Source organism: Idiomarina sp. 017G (assembly GCF_004362265.1).
Taxonomy (GTDB): Bacteria; Pseudomonadota; Gammaproteobacteria; order Enterobacterales; family Alteromonadaceae; genus Idiomarina; species Idiomarina loihiensis.
The window spans coordinates 911,949-930,481 of record NZ_SNWT01000001.1 but is presented as its reverse complement, the minus strand read 5'-3'; the positions used below and the strand labels follow the sequence as shown (position 1 = coordinate 930,481).

Annotated in this window: 21 protein-coding genes; 12 read left to right on the top strand and 9 right to left on the bottom strand. The window is 44.9% G+C overall.

Annotation, left to right across the window (positions count from 1 at the left end; translation table 11 throughout):
• Positions 1 to 18: 18 nt before the first annotated feature.
• Positions 19 to 1,194 carry an MFS transporter gene (locus tag DEU30_RS04555; protein WP_011234846.1) on the top strand — a complete coding sequence of 392 codons (1,176 nt, stop codon included), beginning with the start codon at positions 19 to 21 and terminating at the stop codon, positions 1,192 to 1,194.
• A gap of 125 nt (positions 1,195 to 1,319) precedes the next feature.
• Here the strand turns inward: DEU30_RS04555 and DEU30_RS04550 are convergent, their stop codons facing one another.
• Positions 1,320 to 1,907 (bottom strand): ABATE domain-containing protein, encoded by a 588-nt coding sequence (locus tag DEU30_RS04550; protein ID WP_011234845.1) that lies wholly within the window; start codon positions 1,905 to 1,907, stop codon positions 1,320 to 1,322.
• Positions 1,908 to 2,008: 101 nt separating this feature from the next.
• On the opposite strand from DEU30_RS04550, the gene DEU30_RS04545 reads away from it, so the two are divergent.
• Complete coding sequence (locus DEU30_RS04545) at positions 2,009 to 2,956, top strand: alpha/beta hydrolase (protein ID WP_011234844.1); 948 nt, start codon at positions 2,009 to 2,011, stop codon at positions 2,954 to 2,956.
• 56 nt (positions 2,957 to 3,012) lie between these two features.
• On the opposite strand, the gene DEU30_RS04540 is transcribed toward DEU30_RS04545, so the two are convergent.
• Positions 3,013 to 3,429: an Rrf2 family transcriptional regulator gene (locus DEU30_RS04540; protein ID WP_011234843.1), complete on the bottom strand. Its 417-nt coding sequence runs from the start codon at positions 3,427 to 3,429 to the stop codon at positions 3,013 to 3,015.
• Between the two features lie 117 nt (positions 3,430 to 3,546).
• On the opposite strand from DEU30_RS04540, the gene DEU30_RS04535 reads away from it, so the two are divergent.
• Positions 3,547 to 4,242: a class I SAM-dependent methyltransferase gene (locus DEU30_RS04535; RefSeq protein ID WP_011234842.1), complete on the top strand. Its 696-nt coding sequence runs from the start codon at positions 3,547 to 3,549 to the stop codon at positions 4,240 to 4,242.
• On the opposite strand, the gene DEU30_RS04530 is transcribed toward DEU30_RS04535, so the two are convergent.
• Positions 4,243 to 4,842, bottom strand: a complete 600-nt coding sequence (locus tag DEU30_RS04530; protein ID WP_011234841.1) for a TetR/AcrR family transcriptional regulator — start codon at positions 4,840 to 4,842, stop codon at positions 4,243 to 4,245.
• A 191-nt stretch (positions 4,843 to 5,033) separates the two neighbouring features.
• Here DEU30_RS04530 and DEU30_RS04525 point away from each other — a divergent pair, with 191 nt between their 5' ends.
• Complete coding sequence (locus DEU30_RS04525; protein ID WP_011234840.1) at positions 5,034 to 5,423, top strand: RidA family protein; 390 nt, start codon at positions 5,034 to 5,036, stop codon at positions 5,421 to 5,423.
• A 122-nt stretch (positions 5,424 to 5,545) separates the two neighbouring features.
• Here the strand turns inward: DEU30_RS04525 and DEU30_RS04520 are convergent, their stop codons facing one another.
• Positions 5,546 to 7,534 carry an oleate hydratase gene (locus tag DEU30_RS04520; protein WP_114981143.1) on the bottom strand — a complete coding sequence of 663 codons (1,989 nt, stop codon included), beginning with the start codon at positions 7,532 to 7,534 and terminating at the stop codon, positions 5,546 to 5,548.
• A gap of 229 nt (positions 7,535 to 7,763) precedes the next feature.
• Here DEU30_RS04520 and DEU30_RS04515 point away from each other — a divergent pair, with 229 nt between their 5' ends.
• From DEU30_RS04515 to DEU30_RS04495, 5 genes are all read left to right on the top strand, one after another.
• On the top strand, positions 7,764 to 8,783 hold the full coding sequence (locus tag DEU30_RS04515) for an NAD(P)-dependent alcohol dehydrogenase (RefSeq protein WP_114981145.1): 1,020 nt from the start codon (positions 7,764 to 7,766) through the stop codon (positions 8,781 to 8,783).
• A 93-nt stretch (positions 8,784 to 8,876) separates the two neighbouring features.
• Positions 8,877 to 9,398, top strand: coding sequence for a cytochrome b/b6 domain-containing protein (locus DEU30_RS04510; protein ID WP_114981147.1), 522 nt, complete (start codon positions 8,877 to 8,879; stop codon positions 9,396 to 9,398).
• Between the two features lie 98 nt (positions 9,399 to 9,496).
• Positions 9,497 to 10,921, top strand: a complete 1,425-nt coding sequence (locus DEU30_RS04505; protein ID WP_114981148.1) for a PLP-dependent aminotransferase family protein — start codon at positions 9,497 to 9,499, stop codon at positions 10,919 to 10,921.
• An 87-nt stretch (positions 10,922 to 11,008) separates the two neighbouring features.
• Positions 11,009 to 12,367 (top strand): cytochrome c oxidase accessory protein CcoG, encoded by a 1,359-nt coding sequence (gene ccoG, locus DEU30_RS04500; RefSeq protein WP_114981150.1) that lies wholly within the window; start codon positions 11,009 to 11,011, stop codon positions 12,365 to 12,367.
• A 79-nt stretch (positions 12,368 to 12,446) separates the two neighbouring features.
• Positions 12,447 to 13,295, top strand: coding sequence for an MBL fold metallo-hydrolase (locus tag DEU30_RS04495; RefSeq protein ID WP_114981152.1), 849 nt, complete (start codon positions 12,447 to 12,449; stop codon positions 13,293 to 13,295).
• A gap of 6 nt (positions 13,296 to 13,301) precedes the next feature.
• Here DEU30_RS04495 and DEU30_RS04490 read toward each other — a convergent pair whose 3' ends face one another.
• The gene (locus tag DEU30_RS04490) at positions 13,302 to 13,517 is read right to left on the bottom strand and encodes a hypothetical protein (protein WP_114981154.1); all 216 of its coding nucleotides are present in this window, start codon (positions 13,515 to 13,517) and stop codon (positions 13,302 to 13,304) included.
• Positions 13,518 to 13,747: 230 nt separating this feature from the next.
• Here DEU30_RS04490 and DEU30_RS04485 point away from each other — a divergent pair, with 230 nt between their 5' ends.
• The 3 genes from DEU30_RS04485 (at position 13,748) to DEU30_RS04475 (ending at position 15,631) form a co-directional block, all read left to right on the top strand.
• Positions 13,748 to 13,963 carry a DUF1653 domain-containing protein gene (locus DEU30_RS04485; protein ID WP_114981155.1) on the top strand — a complete coding sequence of 72 codons (216 nt, stop codon included), beginning with the start codon at positions 13,748 to 13,750 and terminating at the stop codon, positions 13,961 to 13,963.
• A gap of 9 nt (positions 13,964 to 13,972) precedes the next feature.
• Positions 13,973 to 14,506, top strand: a complete 534-nt coding sequence (locus tag DEU30_RS04480; protein WP_114981157.1) for a DUF1543 domain-containing protein — start codon at positions 13,973 to 13,975, stop codon at positions 14,504 to 14,506.
• 114 nt (positions 14,507 to 14,620) lie between these two features.
• Positions 14,621 to 15,631 (top strand): prolyl oligopeptidase family serine peptidase, encoded by a 1,011-nt coding sequence (locus tag DEU30_RS04475; RefSeq protein ID WP_114981159.1) that lies wholly within the window; start codon positions 14,621 to 14,623, stop codon positions 15,629 to 15,631.
• Positions 15,632 to 15,672: 41 nt separating this feature from the next.
• Here the strand turns inward: DEU30_RS04475 and DEU30_RS04470 are convergent, their stop codons facing one another.
• The 4 genes from DEU30_RS04470 to DEU30_RS04455 form a co-directional block, all read right to left on the bottom strand.
• Complete coding sequence (locus DEU30_RS04470; protein ID WP_114981161.1) at positions 15,673 to 16,113, bottom strand: histidine phosphatase family protein; 441 nt, start codon at positions 16,111 to 16,113, stop codon at positions 15,673 to 15,675.
• Positions 16,114 to 16,261: 148 nt separating this feature from the next.
• A complete protein-coding gene (locus DEU30_RS04465; protein ID WP_114981163.1) occupies positions 16,262 to 16,561 on the bottom strand; it encodes a DUF3325 domain-containing protein in 300 nt (99 codons plus the stop codon).
• Positions 16,558 to 16,899: a hypothetical protein gene (locus DEU30_RS04460; protein WP_114981165.1), complete on the bottom strand. Its 342-nt coding sequence runs from the start codon at positions 16,897 to 16,899 to the stop codon at positions 16,558 to 16,560. Before DEU30_RS04460 ends, DEU30_RS04465 begins: the two co-directional genes overlap by 4 nt.
• Positions 16,899 to 18,401, bottom strand: coding sequence for a PepSY-associated TM helix domain-containing protein (locus DEU30_RS04455; protein WP_114981167.1), 1,503 nt, complete (start codon positions 18,399 to 18,401; stop codon positions 16,899 to 16,901). Before DEU30_RS04455 ends, DEU30_RS04460 begins: the two co-directional genes overlap by 1 nt.
• Between the last annotated feature and the right edge of the window lie 132 nt (positions 18,402 to 18,533).

Here is an 18,533-nt window from a genome sequence, read left to right as displayed (position 1 = left end):
TTCACCGGAGAATCTACCATGAGTTTCAAAAGTACATCCTCAGTGTCGCCCACTGTTTACTTAATTGCATTAGGCGCTTTTGCGCTTGGTATGGCTTCCTACGTTACAGCGGGACTTATTCCAATGATTGAGCAGGCGTTTAGTGTATCTACTGGTGTCGCTGCACAGCTTGTAACAGCTTTCACTCTCGCTTACGGGATAGGCTCGCCAGTTGTTGTTGCTTTATTGCCCGGGAACCGACAGCGAAATGGGCTATTGGCGGCCCTTGGCTTGTTTGTAATCTCGAACGCCGCCAGTGCATTGTCGACTGACTTTTTGTGGCTGCTTATATTTAGGGCGTTAGCAGGAGTTGGCTCGGGTGTTTACCTTGCTGTAGGGATTTCAGCCGCAGCAACATTGTCGCCTGCCGGACGGGGTAAAGCTATAGCGGTGATTATGGGAGGGATGGCTGCGGGAACCGTTCTGGGTGTTCCTATCGGGCTTATTCTCGCAGAGCAATTAGGTTGGTCATCCGCATTTTGGTTGGTAACACTGTTGGGGGGAATTTCGCTTACTGGACTTTTTTGGCGCCTGCCAGTTTTATCCGGAGCTGAATTTATCCCTTTGCGTCGGAAACTTTCTGTGTTGGTCGATGGTCAGGTAACCGTTATTCTGTCCGTATCATTACTTGCAGCTATAGCCAGTCTCGGAATGTACACCTTTTTAGTTCCTCTAATGTCGGCTCCGGAGTACGGCGGGGTGGAATCAATTACTCCTTTTCTTTGGGTGTGGGGTATCGGTGGTGTTGCTGGAAGTTTTCTGGTAGGGCCCATGGCTGATCGTATTAAAGGGCCTCGGATGACTCTATTTATTATGTTAACCCTTGCTCTGTCTCTAGCGGTGTTACCGTTAATTGCATTCTGGAGTGTATGGTTGGCAATGGTTCCAATCTTGATCTGGGGAGCTGTCGGCTGGGCTTTGCAGGTGCCACAGAATAATCAGTTGCTCCACGTTAGGGGATCACAAGGTGATGGTAATCTCGCTGTTGCCCTCAATGAATCAGCTTTGTATCTAGGAAGTGCTATCGGAGCTGCGGTAGGTGGTCTGGCTTTAACATTCAATCCGCCGATATGGTCGTTACCTGCTGGTGCTGCGCTCATCGCGGCAATAGGGGCATTATTACAATTCATCAGCGTGCGTAAAAATGTACTTTAATTAACGAACAACTTAGGGTTGTTGTGTATCCAGGGCTAAGGATTGAAATCCGTACCCCTAGATACCTTAATTTTTAAGCAAACTAAACTGAAGCGCGAATTTTATTTCGTGCCATACTAATGTCACTAGTACTCGCGTTTTTTATTTTCGCTTCGGTTTCTTTTTCTATGAGCAGCCGCTTTCATGCGATTTCCACACAATGCCATGCTGCACCACCGCCGTCTGTGAGACTTGGTTTGGTCATGAAACATCAGTACGCAATCATCTGCCTCGCACTGTTTAACTAAACTGAAATCCAACTCAGTTAGCAAATGAAGAAACGCATGAGCTACTGGCTGCAAAAGTGCTTCGACCGTGAGTGTTGCGTGGTGGTAGTTAATGACAAACTTTTTCTCATTTTCCTGCCAGGCTATCTGTGGGTAGGGTGACCCCTTTTTCAGAATAGAGTTGGCGCACTTCGTTTCATAACCTATTCCTTTTTTAGCGTGAGCTATTGTCTGGTTCATTTCAGCGCGAAGCTCTTTCGCCAGAGGTAACAAATTAGGTAAAGCTTCAGGCTGCTTTGCGCTGATGAGGCTAGCGGCATGAAGCCATTCAAGTACGTTTTCTGCGCTTTCAAGTTTGTCTGAATATTGCTCGCCGACCCCAACCTCAGTGTTTACAAAATCCAGAGCTAAATTGTTAGCCACAAATATAAACTGCTCTGACTCCATAAATAACTACCTCGGAATAGTAACCTTTAAAATTATATTTGACAGGTTATCACTTCATTGCGTAACCTTCAAAGTGGTATTTTAATGGTTACGGAGGTTTTATGAATAAGAAGTCCATTCCTGCAACAGTTTTAGCTGCAAGTTTAACCGCCGGAGCTTCCGGCGGTGAGGTTGTAAAAGTACCCAGTGAGGTAGCCTTTAAGTATGAGCAGGTAGATAACGTGAGAGTCTTTTATCGCGAAGCGGGTAACGAAAATGATCCCACAGTATTGATGCTTCATGGGTTTGCAGCTTCGTCATTTATGTGGCGTGACGTTATAGACGCGCTTGCCGATGATTACCATGTAGTAGCACTAGATTTACCAGCCTTTGGCTTTACAGAGGTATCGGGTGATGATGAATACAGTTACACATTTGCAAATTTAACTGAAACCGTAGAAAAGTTCATTGAGCAAAAGGAGTTAACGAAATTTGCTTTAGCAGTGCATGATTATGGAGCACCTGTTGGCTGGAGGCTGGCTGTTGATAATCCAGAAAAAATCACTGCTATTGTTTCTCAAAACGGTAATGCATACGAAGAGGGCCTCGCTGATGGGTGGAAACCAATAAAAAAATATTGGAATAACCCAACGCAGGAGAACCGGGAGGCTTTGAGCGATTTCCCTACACCCGAGTCCATTAAGTGGCAATATGAAGAAGGGGTATCTGACTTAAGTAAGGTTTCTCCGGATGGATACACACTTGAAGGTTTTCACATATCTAAACCTGGCATGGCGGATATTCAACTCGATTTGCTGCTCGACTATGCTTCTAATGTAGAGCAATACCCAGAATATCAGGCGTACTTTAGAAAGCATCAGCCACCACTTCTTGCTGTCTGGGGGAAAAATGACCCGTTTTTCTTACAAGAGGGTGCTAAAGCCTGGAAACGGGATATTCCTGATGCCGAAATCCACCTGTATGATACTGGGCACTTCGCGCTTGAAACACATCACTCTGTCATTATTCCCGTTATAAAACAGTTTCTGGACAAGAATCTGAAATTATAATTTTTTAAAAGTAGATCAAGCTTGGTTGGCTACTTTCACTTGGCTGAAAGTAGCCTCTAGCTTTCTGAATCCGAGATATTTAAATCGTTAAGAGTAACCTTTGCAAACTTATCAAGTAACACTGCTTCTGCATCTTTCATTGTTTGCTCAAGCTGTGTGTTAACCGCTTTTTCTATCAAACATTTGGAATCAGGTTCAGTAAAGCCAATAGTAAATAGGTTCTTGTCACCCAAAGCCTTGTGTATGTCGAGTAGCGTTATCTCCCTCAATGATCGGGATAGTGACCATCCGCCGTTATGTCCTTTTACTGAGGTTACATACCCATTTTCACGAAGTCTTCCCATCATTCGCCGAACTACAACCGGGTTCGTCTTCAGCATTTTTGAAATAGTTTCGGATGTTACTGGATGAGGCTTCTGCCCAAGGTGTATTAATATATGCAGGGCTCGGGATAACTGACTGTCTTTTCTCACAATATTTTCTCGAATCTATTTTATGTTCTATTTTGTAACTTTTATTGTTACATACTTGATGCTATTCTTCATGATACTTTAAATATTACATGATATTAAGAGTTGGCTGGAGGGTGTGTGAATCAAGACGAACTTAAAGAAGCTTTTGATCAGCAAGCGACTGGTTACGAAGAGCGACAAATGAAACTCGCTCCCGTATACGAAGGGATCTACTTTCAACTTCAATGGGTTTTTTCTGGGTTACCTGACAATGCGAGGATACTCTGTGTGGGGTCTGGGGTCGGGACTGAAATATCTTATCTGGCTAAAAGGTTTCCTAACTGGCGATTTATTGCGGTGGAGCCTTCCGGTGGAATGCTCGATATTTGTCGAAAACGAGCAGAGCAGGAAGGGTTCAGTTCACGGTGCGTGTTCCATGAAGGCTATCTGGACTCGCTTTCAGGGTTAGAACCATGCGATGGAGCTACTTGCCTCATGGTCTCTCAGTTCTTTTTGGATAAAGAGGATCGCGTGTCCTTTTTTCAGTCAATTGCCAAAAGCTTAAAGCCCGGTGGCATTTTAGTCAGTTCAGATTTATCAGAAATGGTTGGCTCAAATGAATACAGTACTCTAATTAATTTATGGGCCAAAATGCTACATGGCTCAAATGTGTCATCTGACACGGTAGATAAGATACATTCTGCCTGGTTAAAGGATGTTGCAATTCTTCCTCCTGAAGAGATAAAACATCTCATACATAGAGGAGGCTTTGAACTGGCAGTCCAGACTTATCAAGCCTGCCTTGTACGAGCCTGGGTTGCGCGACGTTTATAGCTAAAAGAAGTCAGGACTCAATCTCTTTAGTCCTGACGCTAATAGTCGAAATGCTTCGATTGCTTTTGGGGTGACCTCCTGAGGGGTAGAGCTGGCAGCAATCCATAGGGCTGCATTGAGTGCAGAGCCATTAAGTAGTCTGGCAGCTGCCTCCGTGTCAACTTGCTTCATAACGCCTTGAGCTACCAGTTCCCTTACGGTTTGTCTGGTCGCTTCGAGGCAATTGCTCTGGCTAGGCCATTGTGAAGGGTCTCCCAGCACCGCCGGCCCATCAAGCAATACAATACGTTGCACTTCAGGATCAAGTGCCATGCGTATATAAGCTTCACCTTCTGCAAGCAGTCCTTCCCATACATTCTCGGCCTGTGAGCCAATTTCTTTCGCACGTAGTGCCATTTCTGTGTCAATTTGCTCTACAACTGCAGCGAGAAGTCCGCGTTTGTCACCAAAGTTGTGATACAAGGCTCCTCTTGTTAAACCGACTTCAGCAGTTAATTCATCCATCGAGGCCGACGTGTAGCCTTTCTCAGCAAAGGCTTTTCTTGCTGCTGAAATAATCTTTGCACGGTTTTCTGCCATTGTCTTTGTGCGCTGGTTCAATTGTTTATCCTTACTTTCATATACGCTCTGTATATTAAATTGACATACGATGCGTATAATTGTAGTTTACATACACGGCGTATATTAACGTGATCTAGTAACGCTTTGTACCTAAATCGCTGCCATTTGTGGTGTTCTGATAGCTAGTTTTAGCGGCTATTAGCTACTGTTAACTCAATGAGGTAAGAAATATGAACCAGCGCGAAGCAGTTTTCCCTGCCAACAGGCATAAACTTTATGAAGAACACGGCTACTCAGCAGCTATTCGCTCGGGCGATCTGTTATTTGTATCCGGACAAGTAGGAAGTCGTGAAAACGGTAGCCCTGAGCCTGAATTTGAACGTCAGGTTGAACTGGCTTTTGAAAACCTGCAGGCGACATTAAACGCCGCGGGCTGCACACTAGATGATTTAGTGGATGTAACAACTTTTCATACCGATCCGGAGAATCAGTTCGATACCATCATGAAAGTAAAACAAAAAATGTTTAGCTCACCTCCTTACCCGAATTGGACAGCAGTAGGCGTGAATTGGTTAGCCGGTTTTGACTTTGAAATAAAAGTTATCGCTCGCATTCCTTAAACCTTTTGTATTCCTGATCGATCGGTTGTTTACAAAAGGCTTTTATAAACAGCTCCACCAATTCCATATAAGAAGCCGCTCATTCGAGCGGCTTTTTTGTGCAAAAAACAAAACCTAACCCGCTATTTATCTTTGCTCGAAAAATTCTCCCTCAGCGAGTTAACCCAGCTTGAAAATTTATGTATTAAGTCACCGCCTTTACCCAGCAGTTCCCTTAGCTCTTCTTCAAAGTGCGTTTGCTTTTTCTCCTCCGGTTCGGGCAGCGGCGGCAGTATGTGGGCAAAGTAGGTTTTGTCGAGTAAGCGATGCAACATACGCTCGCCAATAAAAGGCTTATTGCTATTGAGCGCTCTGGCACCTTTTATGATGTTGCGAATATCGTATTGGGTGGGGCTTATATCCGGCACCTGTTTGGGAATATTCAGCAGCTTATACACACCAATACGGGCGGTGCGAATGGAGGCTTCCATGGTGAATATTATGTCATTGCGAGTTTCTACAAATTGTCCCACTAGGCCTAAATTGGTGCAGCCGTCAGGCACTACTCTGGGTCTGTCGCCCGCTGCTCTGGGCATAAACTGGGCAGTAATATAAGGCATAAGCGCAATGCGTATTTTGGTGTTGGCTATAATCTCATCTAACTGCTCTTCAATACCCAGATGATGGCAAAGCTCGGTCAGAATTTCTTTGCCGGTACATTCCGGCATGGTTTTGTTAATACGGTTGCCTTGCTTATCCATCAATAGACCATAAACCCACAAAACTAAGGTATCGTCTGGCTGGTCGGGGAAGTGAGGTTGGCGATTACAGGTAACGCTTAACAGCCAGTTAGAGTCAGTAAAAGTCACTATGCCGCCGGTTACGGTTCGACCGGAGTATGGGTTGTTTACTGATAAGGTTTTCAGTTTATCGACAAGGGGTGAGGGCTTGCAGGTAAGGGTGGCCGACTCCCATATAGACTTGTCTACGTCACCATAAAATTTTTCTGGCTTACCGAAAACAGGAGATTTCTTGGCGAGGTTCTTCCATAAGTTCCAGCCACTTTCGCTACCCGGGTCATGCCTTTCACAGTTAATCTCCGGCGCATCATCCATACCGGCATAAGCCGTCTGTTCAGTCATTGATCCGGTGAGGGCGAACACTAAATCATTCTTGCCAACTTCAATATATTGCTCTTCACCTTTAACAACGGCCTGAATTCCGGTTACCGTCTTGTTGTCTCCGGTAAAGCTCATATCAAGGTCATCTACTCTGGCTTCAAAGGTAAATTTCACTCCTTTTTCACGCAGAAAATTGGTCAGTGGCTTTATAAAGGTGTCGTACTGATTGTATTTAGGGAAAAGCAGAACAGACATGTCACCAAAGCCGTCAATTGAGTCCAGAAAACGATGCAAATAGAGCTTGGTTTCCAACAGGCTGTGGCAGTTTTTAAAAGCAAACATAGTACGGAATAAAAACCAGAAGTTGCTTTGTAAAAAGCCTTCACTGAAATATTCCTCAATGCTGGTGTCGTCTAGCTCTTCCTTTCTTTTCAGCATTAAGCGGATAAGTTCCCATTGCTGAGATTTACTCAGCCCCAGGTCTTCTGAGTCAAGAATTTCGCCGGACTTGTTAATTAAACGGGCCTTAGAATAATTCGGGTCGTTGTCGTTTATCATTCGGTATTCATCGAGAACAGAATACCCTTCAGGAAGCTCAAGGGCAGGAATGTCCTGGAATAGATCCCAGAGGGTGTCGTAGTTCCAGTTCATTTCACGACCACCGCGAATGATGTAACCGTCTTCAGGGTTACCCGCACCATCCATAGAGCCGCCTTCTACACTCATTTCTTCTAAAATAGTGATATTTTCGGCGGGCATATGACCATCGCGAATTAAATAAAATGCAGCAGCAAGCCCCCCGACACCGCCACCAATTATCCAGGCTTTACGCTTTTCGACTCCCGGAGTAGGTAAGGTTTTATGACGCGAGTAGGGCGATATAAAATCACCCGGTGGCAAAGTGTTAATCGGTTTATGGCACCAAAAACCGCCTGCTGCGTCAGGCTCATGCTCAAAACCTTCTGGTGCAGTTGCCGAGATATCAAATTTCGCAATTGTCTTTTTAGCCATTACGGATTCCTTCCCTTACTGAATAGAAATATTTGCTGTTCTCGCTGATACCCTTAGTGGTATTGCGAACGGCACTTTCAGTATAGTCGGCATCATGAGTTACCTAATGTAGTTAGATCAATTTAATTCCCGTTAATGAGCTTTCTCGGATTTTACAGCTTAGCTTTGATCCAATAACCCCTCATAAGAACTACAATTGAATACACACTCTAGTTAAAGGACTACCAACATGACTGAGAAAATTAAAGCGCTACGGCTCAAAAAACCGTTTGGCCTGGATAATATTCAAGTAACCGAAATGGAAGACCCTGGCCAGCCCGGGCCGGGAGAAATTCGCGTTAAAGTTAAAGCAAGTTCGCTTAATTTTCATGACTACGGCGTAGCTGCCGGTTTTATCCCAACAGAAGATGGACGCATTCCAATGTCTGATGGTGCAGGCGTTGTTGAAGCCGTTGGCGAAGGAGTGGAAGAATTCGCGGTAGGCGACAATGTTGTTTCTACATTTTTCCCGTATTGGCAAAGTGGACCGGCGCCAGTCGGCGACTTCCGCAATACGCCGGGTGATGGCATTGATGGCTACGCCCGAGAAGTTGTCGTGCGCCCGACTCAGTTTTTCACTCATCAGCCTAAAAACTACAGCCATGCTGAATCGGCAACGCTGACGACTGCGGGGTTGACGGCCTGGCGCGCTTTGGTCGTGGACGGTGGCATTAAACCGGGCAATACGGTGCTGGTGCTCGGCAGTGGTGGTGTTTCTGTATTTGCCTGCCAATTAGCGAAAAGCCTGGGGGCAACGGTATTTGCGACATCATCGTCTGACGACAAACTCCAGCAGTATAAAGAGCTCGGTGCGGATCATTTGATTAACTACAAAGAAGACCCGGAATGGGGCAAAACGGTTCGTAAATTAACTGGTGGCCGTGGTGTCGACCATGTGATTGAAGTTGGCGGTCCTGGCACCTTGCCGCAGTCTATTAACGCGGTCGCGATAGCGGGGCACATTGCGTTAATTGGTGTGCTGACTGGAAGCGAAGGTGAAGTTCCAACCGCCAAATTAATGGCCAAGCAAGCCAAGTTACAGGGGTTAATTGTTGGCAGTCGCGACAATCAGAAAGACTTTGTGCGAGCCCTGGAAGCCAATGGTGTGAAGCCGGTAATTGATAAAATTTTTGCTCTGGATGAATTAGCGGATGCATTCCGTTACGAGGAGTCTGGCAAGCACTTCGGCAAAATTTGCATAGAGTTTTAGCTTTCTGAAAAATATTTTAAGAAAATGTGCATTCTCATACTAATATCAGATAGGTAGCCTAAGGCGATATTTGATTAGTATGGGTACTCAAAAATGATGAATGACTCTAAAGCGCGTTATGGTTCTATAACGCGCTTCTTCCACTGGTCGATGGCCATTCTGGTTAGCTGGCAATTTCTAAAATTCTTTGACCGTATAAACGATGGTGAACACTGGGTGGGTGAAACGCTGGTTCCCTGGCACATATCCATTGGTTCCCTTCTATTGGTACTTATTGTTTTACGCTTAGGTTGGACAGCAAAAGAAAAGGGAAACCGGCCCGAACATGAGTCTATTATTGGCGTTCTGGCAAAAATCGGCCACGGTTTGTTGTATGCCGCGTTGGTATTGATGCCTGTGACCGGAATTTGCTACATGGTGGGTAACGGTTATGGGCTGAGTGCATTTAACCTTGAAATTATTGCAAAAGGTGAGGAAGTTAGCTGGCTGATAAACATTGGTAATCTGCATTCTTACATAGCCTGGGGCTTATTGTTTCTAGTTGCAGGTCATATCGGTATGGCTTTCATCCATCAGTTTATTATAAAAGATGGAACACTAAAACGGATGATGTAAAAGCCTTGCTGCTTTGATTTTGCCGTAACGGGCTTTCTATAACAGTTAAAACAATAATCTGTTATTATTTAGCTCGTTCGGTTCATCAGAGTATTTTCATGAAAAAGTATGAGCTACTGGCAAATCAGCTAAGGCTTCAAATTGAGAAAGGCATATGGTTACCCGGTGAAAAGCTACCTTCTTTAAGAAGACAGGCGGAGCAGTCCGGTTACAGCCTGATGACGGTTTTACACGCTTATCAAATGCTTGAGTCTCAGGGCGTTCTGGCGGCGCGTGAGCGTTCAGGCTACAGCGTTTCTGCCTCGGTAAAATATCCTCAAAATCCGTCTCATTCTATTCAGCCAACTGAAGCTGTTAGTGTGAACGATTTTGTATTTGAAGTGCTGCAGGCGTCTCGTAACGTTCATACGTTAAGTTTAGGTTTTGCGTATCCTGACCCTTCTTTGTCTCCGCGTCACCAACTGAATAAGGCGGTTGTTTCAGCAGCAAAACAGTCTTCTTTAATGACTGCGCTGGATAACCTGCCACCCGGTAACGAAGAGTTGCGGCATCTAATTGCTAAGCGTTACGCGGCACGGGGTATGAATATTTCTCCCGATGAAATTGTAATAACCGCAGGGGCGCTGGAGGCGCTGAATTTGAGTCTTCAGGCCGCGACTCAACCCGGCGACTGGGTGGTGATTGAAGCACCTGCTTTTTATGGCGCCATGCAGACCTTAGAGCGGCTTGGTCTTAAAGCTATTTCTGTGGCGGTTGATCCTGAGCATGGTTTGGATATGTCGTCTCTGGAGCGGGCGTTTCAGAGCTATGATGTTAAGGCCTGCTGGTTAATGTCGAATTTTCAAAACCCGGTGGGCTATTCGCTAAGCAATGAAAAAAAGCAGCAGGTGGCGCAACTGCTGGAAAAGTACAACGTGGTCTTAATTGAGGACGATGTGTACAGCGAGTTGTATGAAGGAGATACGGCACCGCTGGCGGTAAAACAGTTTGATAACAGCGATAACGTGATGCTGTGTTCATCATTTTCTAAATCGCTTGTAGCCGGGTTTCGTATTGGCTGGGTGGCCGCCGGTAACCGCGCACTGGAAGTACAAAAACGTCAGCTAATGAGCACCTTAGCGACCAGCGCGCCTATTCAGTTATCCTTAGTGGAATATCTGTCGACAAAAAATTACGAGAAGCACCTTAAAGAATTACGCAAAACGTTGGCTTCCCGAAAACGTAAAATGCACGAGTTTTTGCAGCAGCAGCAGCTAAGCGACATTGCCAAAATCTATAACCATAGTGGCGGTTATTTTTTGTGGCTGGAGTTTGACGCCAGCGTCGATACCACGGTGTTATACCGGGAGGCGCTGGATAAAAATATTACGCTGGCTCCGGGCAAACTGTTCGCGTTACAGGATGAGTTTAATCATTGTTTACGGGTGAATGCCTCATTTGAATTAACCGACGCTAACAAACAGCTTCTGCAACAACTTTGCCGCCACCTGAGGGAGCACATTGCTCGCCGTTCTGCTGACTGATCTAGCTTTTTAGTCCGTTTCTGTATCTACCCCCGAAAACCACGGTAATTAGAATTCCTCTGTGTTGTTCATTGCGGAGTAATTACGGTGAGTTCCAAGCAAGTTTCAAAAAAGGATGTCATTTTCCAGACTGGCGTGCCAGATGGGAAAATTTATATAAAAGAGGAAACCGGTAAATATCAGCGAAACCGCCGTTACCTGAACGTTTTCCTGATGCTTCTTTTCATTGCCATTCCATTTATTCAATACAATGGACAACAGGCTATTTTGTTCGACGTAGCACAGCAGACCCTCAGGTTTTTCTCCATTAAGTTGTTTCCGCAAGACCTCATCATATTCAGCCTGATATTTATCCTTGCTGCCTTTGCTTTGTTTTTTGTGACGGTTCGTTATGGCCGGGTGTGGTGTGGTTTTACTTGTCCGCAGACAGTCTGGATGTTGATGTTCAACTGGATCGAGCGTCGTATTGAAGGAACTGCGAACCAGAGTAGGGCGTTAGATAAAGCGTCTCTGAGCGTTGAAAAAGTCGCGAAAAAAGGATTTAAACACTTCATATGGGTGACGGTTGCTTTACTTACTTCGCTAACTTTTATGTCCTACTTTACTCCCGTAAAAGAACTTTATTCTGGCTTTTTTACCCTTTCAAGTTCTGGTCTTATTTACGGCTGGGTTCTTGTTCTGGCTGCCTGCACATACGGCAATGCTGGCTGGTTGCGTGAAAAAATGTGCCAGCACATGTGCCCCTATGCCCGCTTTCAATCCGCAATGTTTGATTCCGGTACCAAACTCGTGACTTACGACGCTACCCGTGGTGAAGACAGAGGGCCGAGGAAAAGAGGGAGTGCTCCTTCGGAGCTGGGTGATTGCGTTGATTGTAAGCTATGCGTACAAGTTTGCCCGGCGGGTATCGATATTCGCAACGGCTTGCAATATGAGTGCATTAACTGCGGTTTGTGTGTGGATGCCTGCAATAAAGTGATGGATAACTTTGGTTATGAAAGGGAGCTCATCGGTTTTCGTAGTGAGCAAAAGTCTGCACGCAATGGCGGCGGGCAATGGTTATATGGCGTGGTGTCTGCGCTCATCATTACCGGGATAATTGTCTGGATGCTGACATGGCAGAGTTTTGAAGTAGGCGTGATAAGAGACCGTCAGGCTCTGTATCGCATTAATAACGAGGGGCTGGTTGAAAACGCCTACACCGTCACTTTGCTGAATAAATCCAGTTACGTAAAAAACTTTGAAGTAACGGCCTCCGGATTGGCTGGTGCTCAACTTTCTGAAAATGGTCCTTTTGCCGTAGGCCCCGGAGAGAAGCGAAGTGTTGTACTGACATTAACGACGGAAGAAGAACCGCAGACTACAATCTCACATTTTGATTTCGTTATTGAGTCTCGGGAGTCTGACGAAACCGTTGTTCATGAAACTATGTTCTATTCAGGGTGATGCTTAACGCTTAGTTTTAAAGTGCTCTTAATTGCTTCCTGAGACGTAGGTATTTAATAGATAAAACCAGGAGTAATTTATGAAAGTACTGTTTAGTCTGATTTTATGGCTCGGTATTTGTGGTGCTTTGGCGGCAACCGAGTATTCAATAGAGAAGGTTAAGGGTAATGTTTATCGGTTTTCTGCCGGGCATTACCATTCGGTGTTTATGGTAACTGAGCGGGGGATTTTTGTTACTGATCCTATTAATGCGGATGCGGCAGCTTACCTTATAAAGGAACTCAACGAGCGTTTTGAGCAACCGGTACGATACTTAGCTTATAGTCATAACCACGTTGATCACACCTTGGGCGGTGATGTTATCGCCACGGATAATGTAGAGGTGATTGCGCATGAGTATGCGGATGAAGATTTACGCTGGACTAAAACGCCAACCGCTTTGCCCACAATGACGTTTAGCGATGAGCTGACTATTAAACTCGGCGAACAATCGGTTCAAATGAAATATTACGGACCAAACAATGGGCGTGGTTCTGTTAGCATGCGCTTTATGCCTGAGAATGTGCTGTTTGTGGCTGACTGGATTGTGCTGGGCCGCATGCCTTATCAAACGCTTCCGGGCTATGATATTCACGGAATGATACGCTCGACAAAAGCCGTGTTAGATGAAAAGCCATTTGATGTGTTTGTTGGTGCTCATGCGGATATGGGAACGCGTAAAGATGTTGAACGCTATTTAAGCTATCTTCAAGCCTTATACGCTGAGGTTCGCGACGGTATGTTGGCTGGCAAAAGTTTGGAAACACTTCAACAGGACATAAAGCTTGATGAATTCTCTGATTTAAAAATGTACGACCAGTGGCTGCCGCAGAATATCGAAGGTGTTTATAACACGCTAAATGAGCAGTCTTATTTTGACCGACGTTAGGGGGAATTAAAGCTGCTCATTTTTCGCCTTCTCTTTACGCGCTTTCCACCAGTGGTATAGCGCTGAAAAAACGAGCGCTATGATAAGATCCTTAAACTCGAGATTGTGTAGAGTAACCTCACCCGATTTAAAAGAGCTGGCGATGGTACCACCAACAAGGTAGGCGCCAATAAAAACCAGCGCCAAGTATATGGTCGAAAGTATTTTATTATCTGTTTTCATATCTGCAACTCATAGCATTCTCAGTGTTTCTGAAACCATCCTCGCATGGCAGCCAGTGCGGAGTCATTAATACTGTTGCCATTTTCTTTTCAAGATTATTAGTTAAGCCCTTTAATCACAAACCATTCTTTTCGGGGTGACCGGGAGCAAATGAATAAACGCTAAACGACAACTTTTGGTAGCATGCTTTCAAAGTATTTTAGTAACCATAAGCATTGGAATAAACCAACATGACCATAAAGCCGGGTATTTACGAACACTACAAAGGCGGACGTTACCGCGTTATTGATACCGCCCGTCATAGCGAAACTGAAGAGTGGATGGTGATTTATCAGCCCCTTTACGGTGAACAAAAGCTTTGGGTTCGACCCTTTGAGATATTCGTGGAAACGGTCAACATAGACGGCAATAACGTGCCCCGATTCTGTTTTATTGGCAATGAGTAAGGGAAGACAATGAACGAAACCGATAACAAACTCTTTTTAGTTTATGTGGGCGGCACGGCGCCTGGAGCCAACATTGAGCTGCATGACATTCGCTTTGTAGTAGGGCCAAGCATAGAAGAGACTTATTCGGCTATTAGAAAAGGCTGGTTCGGCATGCAAAAAGGACTGCACCTGGACAGCTTTGTTCATTTGCACCATGTGGATGGCTACCGAATTCATCTTACCTCTAAACCGCCTGAGAAACCTGCGCAAAAACACTTGTACTTCGTTAACTTCGGTGGTTATTTTCCGAATAAGCTGGCCGAGTATCATGACTTTACCGTGGTGGTCGCAGACTCACTGCAATCTGCAAAACAACTGGCTCGCGCACAAGTTTCCAAAGCCGGCTTAGCGGACGCTGAGCAAATTCATAAAGACGACTTACTGACGGTGGACGACTGCTTGTGTGTCGATTTGGTGGATAACCACTATGTGACGCTTGAATTTGACGGTGAACAGCAGCCGTTGGTGCCGGACTGGAAAGGGTATCAGCCGTTACCATAAATTTTGCACCTAAATTTATCCAGCTTTTCGTTTTCTTGTTATTTTAATCATCATAAAGTAAGTTGTTAAAAGTGTTGATTAAATGTTTTTTAGCGACAAGTCGGAGAAAAAAAAGTGATAAAAATAATTAAACAAACCGTAGTTTTTACACTGCTTACGGTAGCTGGTTTTATCGCTATGCCTGCGCAGGCGGAACTGGATGTCGAGTTAAAGGGCTCAAGTGAGTGTTTTAGAGGCCCTTTTGCCAATTACGATAGCTGGCTAAAAATGCTAACTAGCCGAGGTTCTGATGATGCTGACCCTGAGCAGTTAATGGAAAAAATGAAGGCCTTTTATAAAAAGGAAGACTTTGAAAGATACAAGGAAAGCCTTGAATGCAAGAACTTCATATATAAAGTCAATGACGCCATGGTTCATGGCTATTATGTGGCTCCTAAAGGTCAGTCAGACTTACCAGTGATTATCCATAATCGCGGGGGGAACGGGAGCTATGGTGCCTGGGTTTTTACCAGAGCTTATAACCAGCTTTTTGGTTTAGCTAAAGAAGAAAATGTTGCTATTTTTGCCTCCAATTATAGGGGCACAGCACCTAAACTACCCGGTAAAGATGAGTTTGGTGGTGCCGATGTGAATGACGTGGTTGCTTTACCACAGCTGTTTAAACACTTCCCTAACGTTAATCCAGAAAAGGTTGGGGTGTATGGTGCCAGTCGCGGTGGCATGCAATCTTTGTTAGCGGTAAAGCGTGGTTTAGAGGTTGATGCAATAGTTCTTTATGCGGGTCAGTACGATTTATTCGAGGGACAAAAGCATCGCCCTAAAATGGAACGGGTACATAAAGCACGTATTCCAAATTATGATGAAAATAGAGATGAAGAGTTAAGAAAGCGCTCAGCTGTTTTCTGGATGGACGAAATTGATAACGACATTCCTATTCTGCTAATACATGGCGATAAAGACGAACGTGTTTCAGTGGAGTCCAGTATTGCTTTGGATAAAGTGCTTGAGAAAGAAGGGTTCACGCATAAACTTTCGATTTATGAAGGGCTAGGCCATCGTTCTTTCCCCAAGAAAAAAGAAATAAGAAGCGAAATGATGTCCTGGTTCAGAACGCACTGGGAATAATATGTTGCGGTAGCAAGGCTACTTGCCGGTTGTGTGTTCTGCTAACGCACAACCGGAACATAAAGCCTGTTTGTCACTACGCTGTCACCGTTAACAACAACCTGAAATAAGTCACCGTAGTCATCTTCTTCAAGTGTTTTGGCGGTTCCGCCTGCGGCTTTTACTAACTCCGATATCGTGTTGCTGTGACCGATAATAAGTGCATTCTTTTTCAGGCCTTTGATACTGGCTATTATTCCATCAAAATCTTTAGAAGGGTAACTCTGAACGGAGAGGCCAAGATGCTTTCCAAGAGCTTCGCCTGTCTGTTTGGTGCGTTTAAAATTGGTAGAAAATATAGCCTCAATATTACTGTTTTTTAAAGTTTGAGCCAGCATGTGCGCCCGCTGTTGACCCGCAATACTTAGCTCGGGGTCAGTTTTCTCATCGGTTTTCTCCATGTGACGAGTAAAGTAAAGAGTATAAGTGTCTGCAAATGCCATAGTAGTGAAAGTACTAACGAAAATTAAAAGACAAAGTAAACGGCGCATAAGATTTAGAGGTCATAGTTTGTGTTTGGTTTTTGAGAGTAAAACATAACTTTATGTTCCTTCTGGAGCAAGTTTGTGGCGCATTCTTTTTATTAAGCTTTTAACGTTTAAAAACCTTATGCTCTCGTTTGCGTTGCTGCTGAACAGCTAATAGCGCGGAAATAAGCAGTGAAGCGAAAGTCAGAATACCAAACCAGACCAGTATTCCGTCTACAGGGTTTGGCATTAAGCTTGTGCCGGCCAGAGCAAGACTGAGCAATATAAAGCCTGCAATTTTATAGATCCGCTCGGCACGCTGGCTTAACGGCTTTAAATGAAATAGCTTTCGGTGCCGGGCTGTGACAATACACAATAACCAAAAGCCCGCTACGCTCAGAAGCCAAAGGGTAATAGATATCATGATGTCACCTCTGTTGAGGTTGGCTGGTTTGAATTATGTGACTGCAGTTGCGTAAAGCCAATAGTCAGAGCAATGCCACACAGCAACAGTATGAGACTTGTTTTCAGTAATTTGCGAGTGGCGATAATCCACATAATCAGGCCGCAGTAGACGCCGAAACTCAGTAACATCATCCACATTAAGCTTGTGGCTTTATTCCAGCCAAAAACCGATAAAAACAGTTCAGGTGTGAAGACTGTAATAATAAGCGTAAAAATAAACCCACCGACTGTTGCTAGCAAAACTCGATAACTTACGGACAGTTTAGACGGCGCATTTGCTATTTTATCTTTAAACATTACTTGTCACTCTCCTTTGAATTCCATTTGCGGAATAGGTACCAGTTAAGTCCTAAAAACGCGGCTGCTGTTAAAATGAAACTGGTATCCATGCCAAATAGAGGCCAGTCGCGCGGATACTGATAATTCAGAAGGTGCCGGTCGACAGTAATAAAGCTGATAAAAGGCAAGCTTAGGTAGGCAAGACCATTAAGCAGTGCACCGTCTCGCCAGGTTTTTTTGGCGCCGCGAAGCAGCGGGTAGCAGACCATTAACAACCAGCCAAAGAAGAACCAGGCAATTTCAAGTTCAGCCCGGTTATCGGCAGCTATGGGCAGCAAACGATTACTGAGGAAGTAGGTGGCAACGGCAAGTGGAAGACCCATAATAAAACCTGCGTTTAACCCGCTTACTAAGTAATGGCCGAATGACAGGTTGCCACTGGCTTGCAGTTTCTTTTTGCGTTTTTCAAACCATAAGACCAAGCCTGTGGCTATCATCAAGGTGCCTAGAATTCCTGAGAAGAAGTACAGCCAACGCAGCTGAGTATCGGCAAAGCGACCAGCGTGCAGGCCTATCATGGTCCGCCGTGTCAGCTCTGCGCTATTTTCTACGGGTTGGACATGCAGTTGCTCACCAGTTACGGCTGAATAAGTCAGCGTCGTATAGTCTGACATAAGCGATTGGGTAGGCGCTTCGTAAAAAGTGACGGTGGCATTCGTATCTCCGGGATGACTAATTTGAGCTAAACGAATGGGGTTGCCCTTTATGTCTTCCCGCGCTTTAAAATAAAGCTCCTGCAAGTCAGCTAAATCTGCGCTTTCACCACTTGCCTGTAGCGTAGGGGGTTGGGACTGTAAGTCGTTAAAAAACTCACCCCTGTCGCCATAGCTTAATGACACCGCCGAGGACATATACATCAGCATTAATGTGACTAAGCCGGTGTAGGTGATCATAAAATGGAAAGGTAGAGCTAATACCGACGTAATGGTATGGCCGTCGAGCCAGCTGCGTGGACCTTTGCCGGGCTGAAAGGTGAAAAAGTCTTTGAATATTTTTTTATGTATGACTATGCCGGTAACTATGGCTATCAGCATAAGCATGGCGCATATGCCGACCAGCCAGCGAGCAATAAATACCGGCATATAATGCAGATCAAAATGAAAGCGATAGAGGAAGTTGCCGCCGCGGGTTTCACGTTGCTCAATTTTTTTACCATCGCCGTCAAGAACGGCGAACTCAAAACCACGGCCATTACTGGCATTAGGGTCACGCCAAAAGACCGTGGTAATGGGAGAACGCTCATCGGGCAAGGTAATGGACCAGCCTGGCGAGTCAGCGGCTTGCTCTTCAAGGTAGTCTTGTGCTTGTGCAACCGCTTTTTCGGGGGTGGCATGTTGCTTTACATCGGGAAGCATCCATTGTGTAATCTCGAACTGAAAATAGGCTAATGTTCCGGTCAAAAAAACCGCAAACAGTATCCAGCCTACAACTAATCCAGCCCACGTATGGAGCCAGGTCATACTGTCTCTGAATCGTGCTTTCATAATAGTAAAAGTGATTTGTTTAGTTTTTGTCAGAGCAGTATTAAATCACAAAATGCATATTAATGAAAACCATTATCATTTGCGTTATCAGTGTTTAACTTAACTTTT

Excerpts from the sequence above, each read along its gene's own strand:
- DEU30_RS04555 (WP_011234846.1), top strand. The coding sequence starts at position 19 with ATGAGTTTCAAAAGTACATCCTCAGTGTCGCCCACTGTTTACTTAATT.
- DEU30_RS04550 (WP_011234845.1), bottom strand. The coding sequence starts at position 1,907 with ATGGAGTCAGAGCAGTTTATATTTGTGGCTAACAATTTAGCTCTGGAT.
- DEU30_RS04545 (WP_011234844.1), top strand. The coding sequence starts at position 2,009 with ATGAATAAGAAGTCCATTCCTGCAACAGTTTTAGCTGCAAGTTTAACC.
- DEU30_RS04525 (WP_011234840.1), top strand. The coding sequence starts at position 5,034 with ATGAACCAGCGCGAAGCAGTTTTCCCTGCCAACAGGCATAAACTTTAT.
- DEU30_RS04520 (WP_114981143.1), bottom strand. The coding sequence starts at position 7,534 with ATGGCTAAAAAGACAATTGCGAAATTTGATATCTCGGCAACTGCACCA.
- DEU30_RS04515 (WP_114981145.1), top strand. The coding sequence starts at position 7,764 with ATGACTGAGAAAATTAAAGCGCTACGGCTCAAAAAACCGTTTGGCCTG.
- DEU30_RS04510 (WP_114981147.1), top strand. The coding sequence starts at position 8,877 with ATGATGAATGACTCTAAAGCGCGTTATGGTTCTATAACGCGCTTCTTC.
- DEU30_RS04505 (WP_114981148.1), top strand. The coding sequence starts at position 9,497 with ATGAAAAAGTATGAGCTACTGGCAAATCAGCTAAGGCTTCAAATTGAG.
- DEU30_RS04495 (WP_114981152.1), top strand. The coding sequence starts at position 12,447 with ATGAAAGTACTGTTTAGTCTGATTTTATGGCTCGGTATTTGTGGTGCT.
- DEU30_RS04490 (WP_114981154.1), bottom strand. The coding sequence starts at position 13,517 with ATGAAAACAGATAATAAAATACTTTCGACCATATACTTGGCGCTGGTT.
- DEU30_RS04485 (WP_114981155.1), top strand. The coding sequence starts at position 13,748 with ATGACCATAAAGCCGGGTATTTACGAACACTACAAAGGCGGACGTTAC.
- DEU30_RS04480 (WP_114981157.1), top strand. The coding sequence starts at position 13,973 with ATGAACGAAACCGATAACAAACTCTTTTTAGTTTATGTGGGCGGCACG.
- DEU30_RS04470 (WP_114981161.1), bottom strand. The coding sequence starts at position 16,113 with ATGGCATTTGCAGACACTTATACTCTTTACTTTACTCGTCACATGGAG.
- DEU30_RS04465 (WP_114981163.1), bottom strand. The coding sequence starts at position 16,561 with ATGATATCTATTACCCTTTGGCTTCTGAGCGTAGCGGGCTTTTGGTTA.
- DEU30_RS04460 (WP_114981165.1), bottom strand. The coding sequence starts at position 16,899 with ATGTTTAAAGATAAAATAGCAAATGCGCCGTCTAAACTGTCCGTAAGT.
- DEU30_RS04455 (WP_114981167.1), bottom strand. The coding sequence starts at position 18,401 with ATGACCTGGCTCCATACGTGGGCTGGATTAGTTGTAGGCTGGATACTG.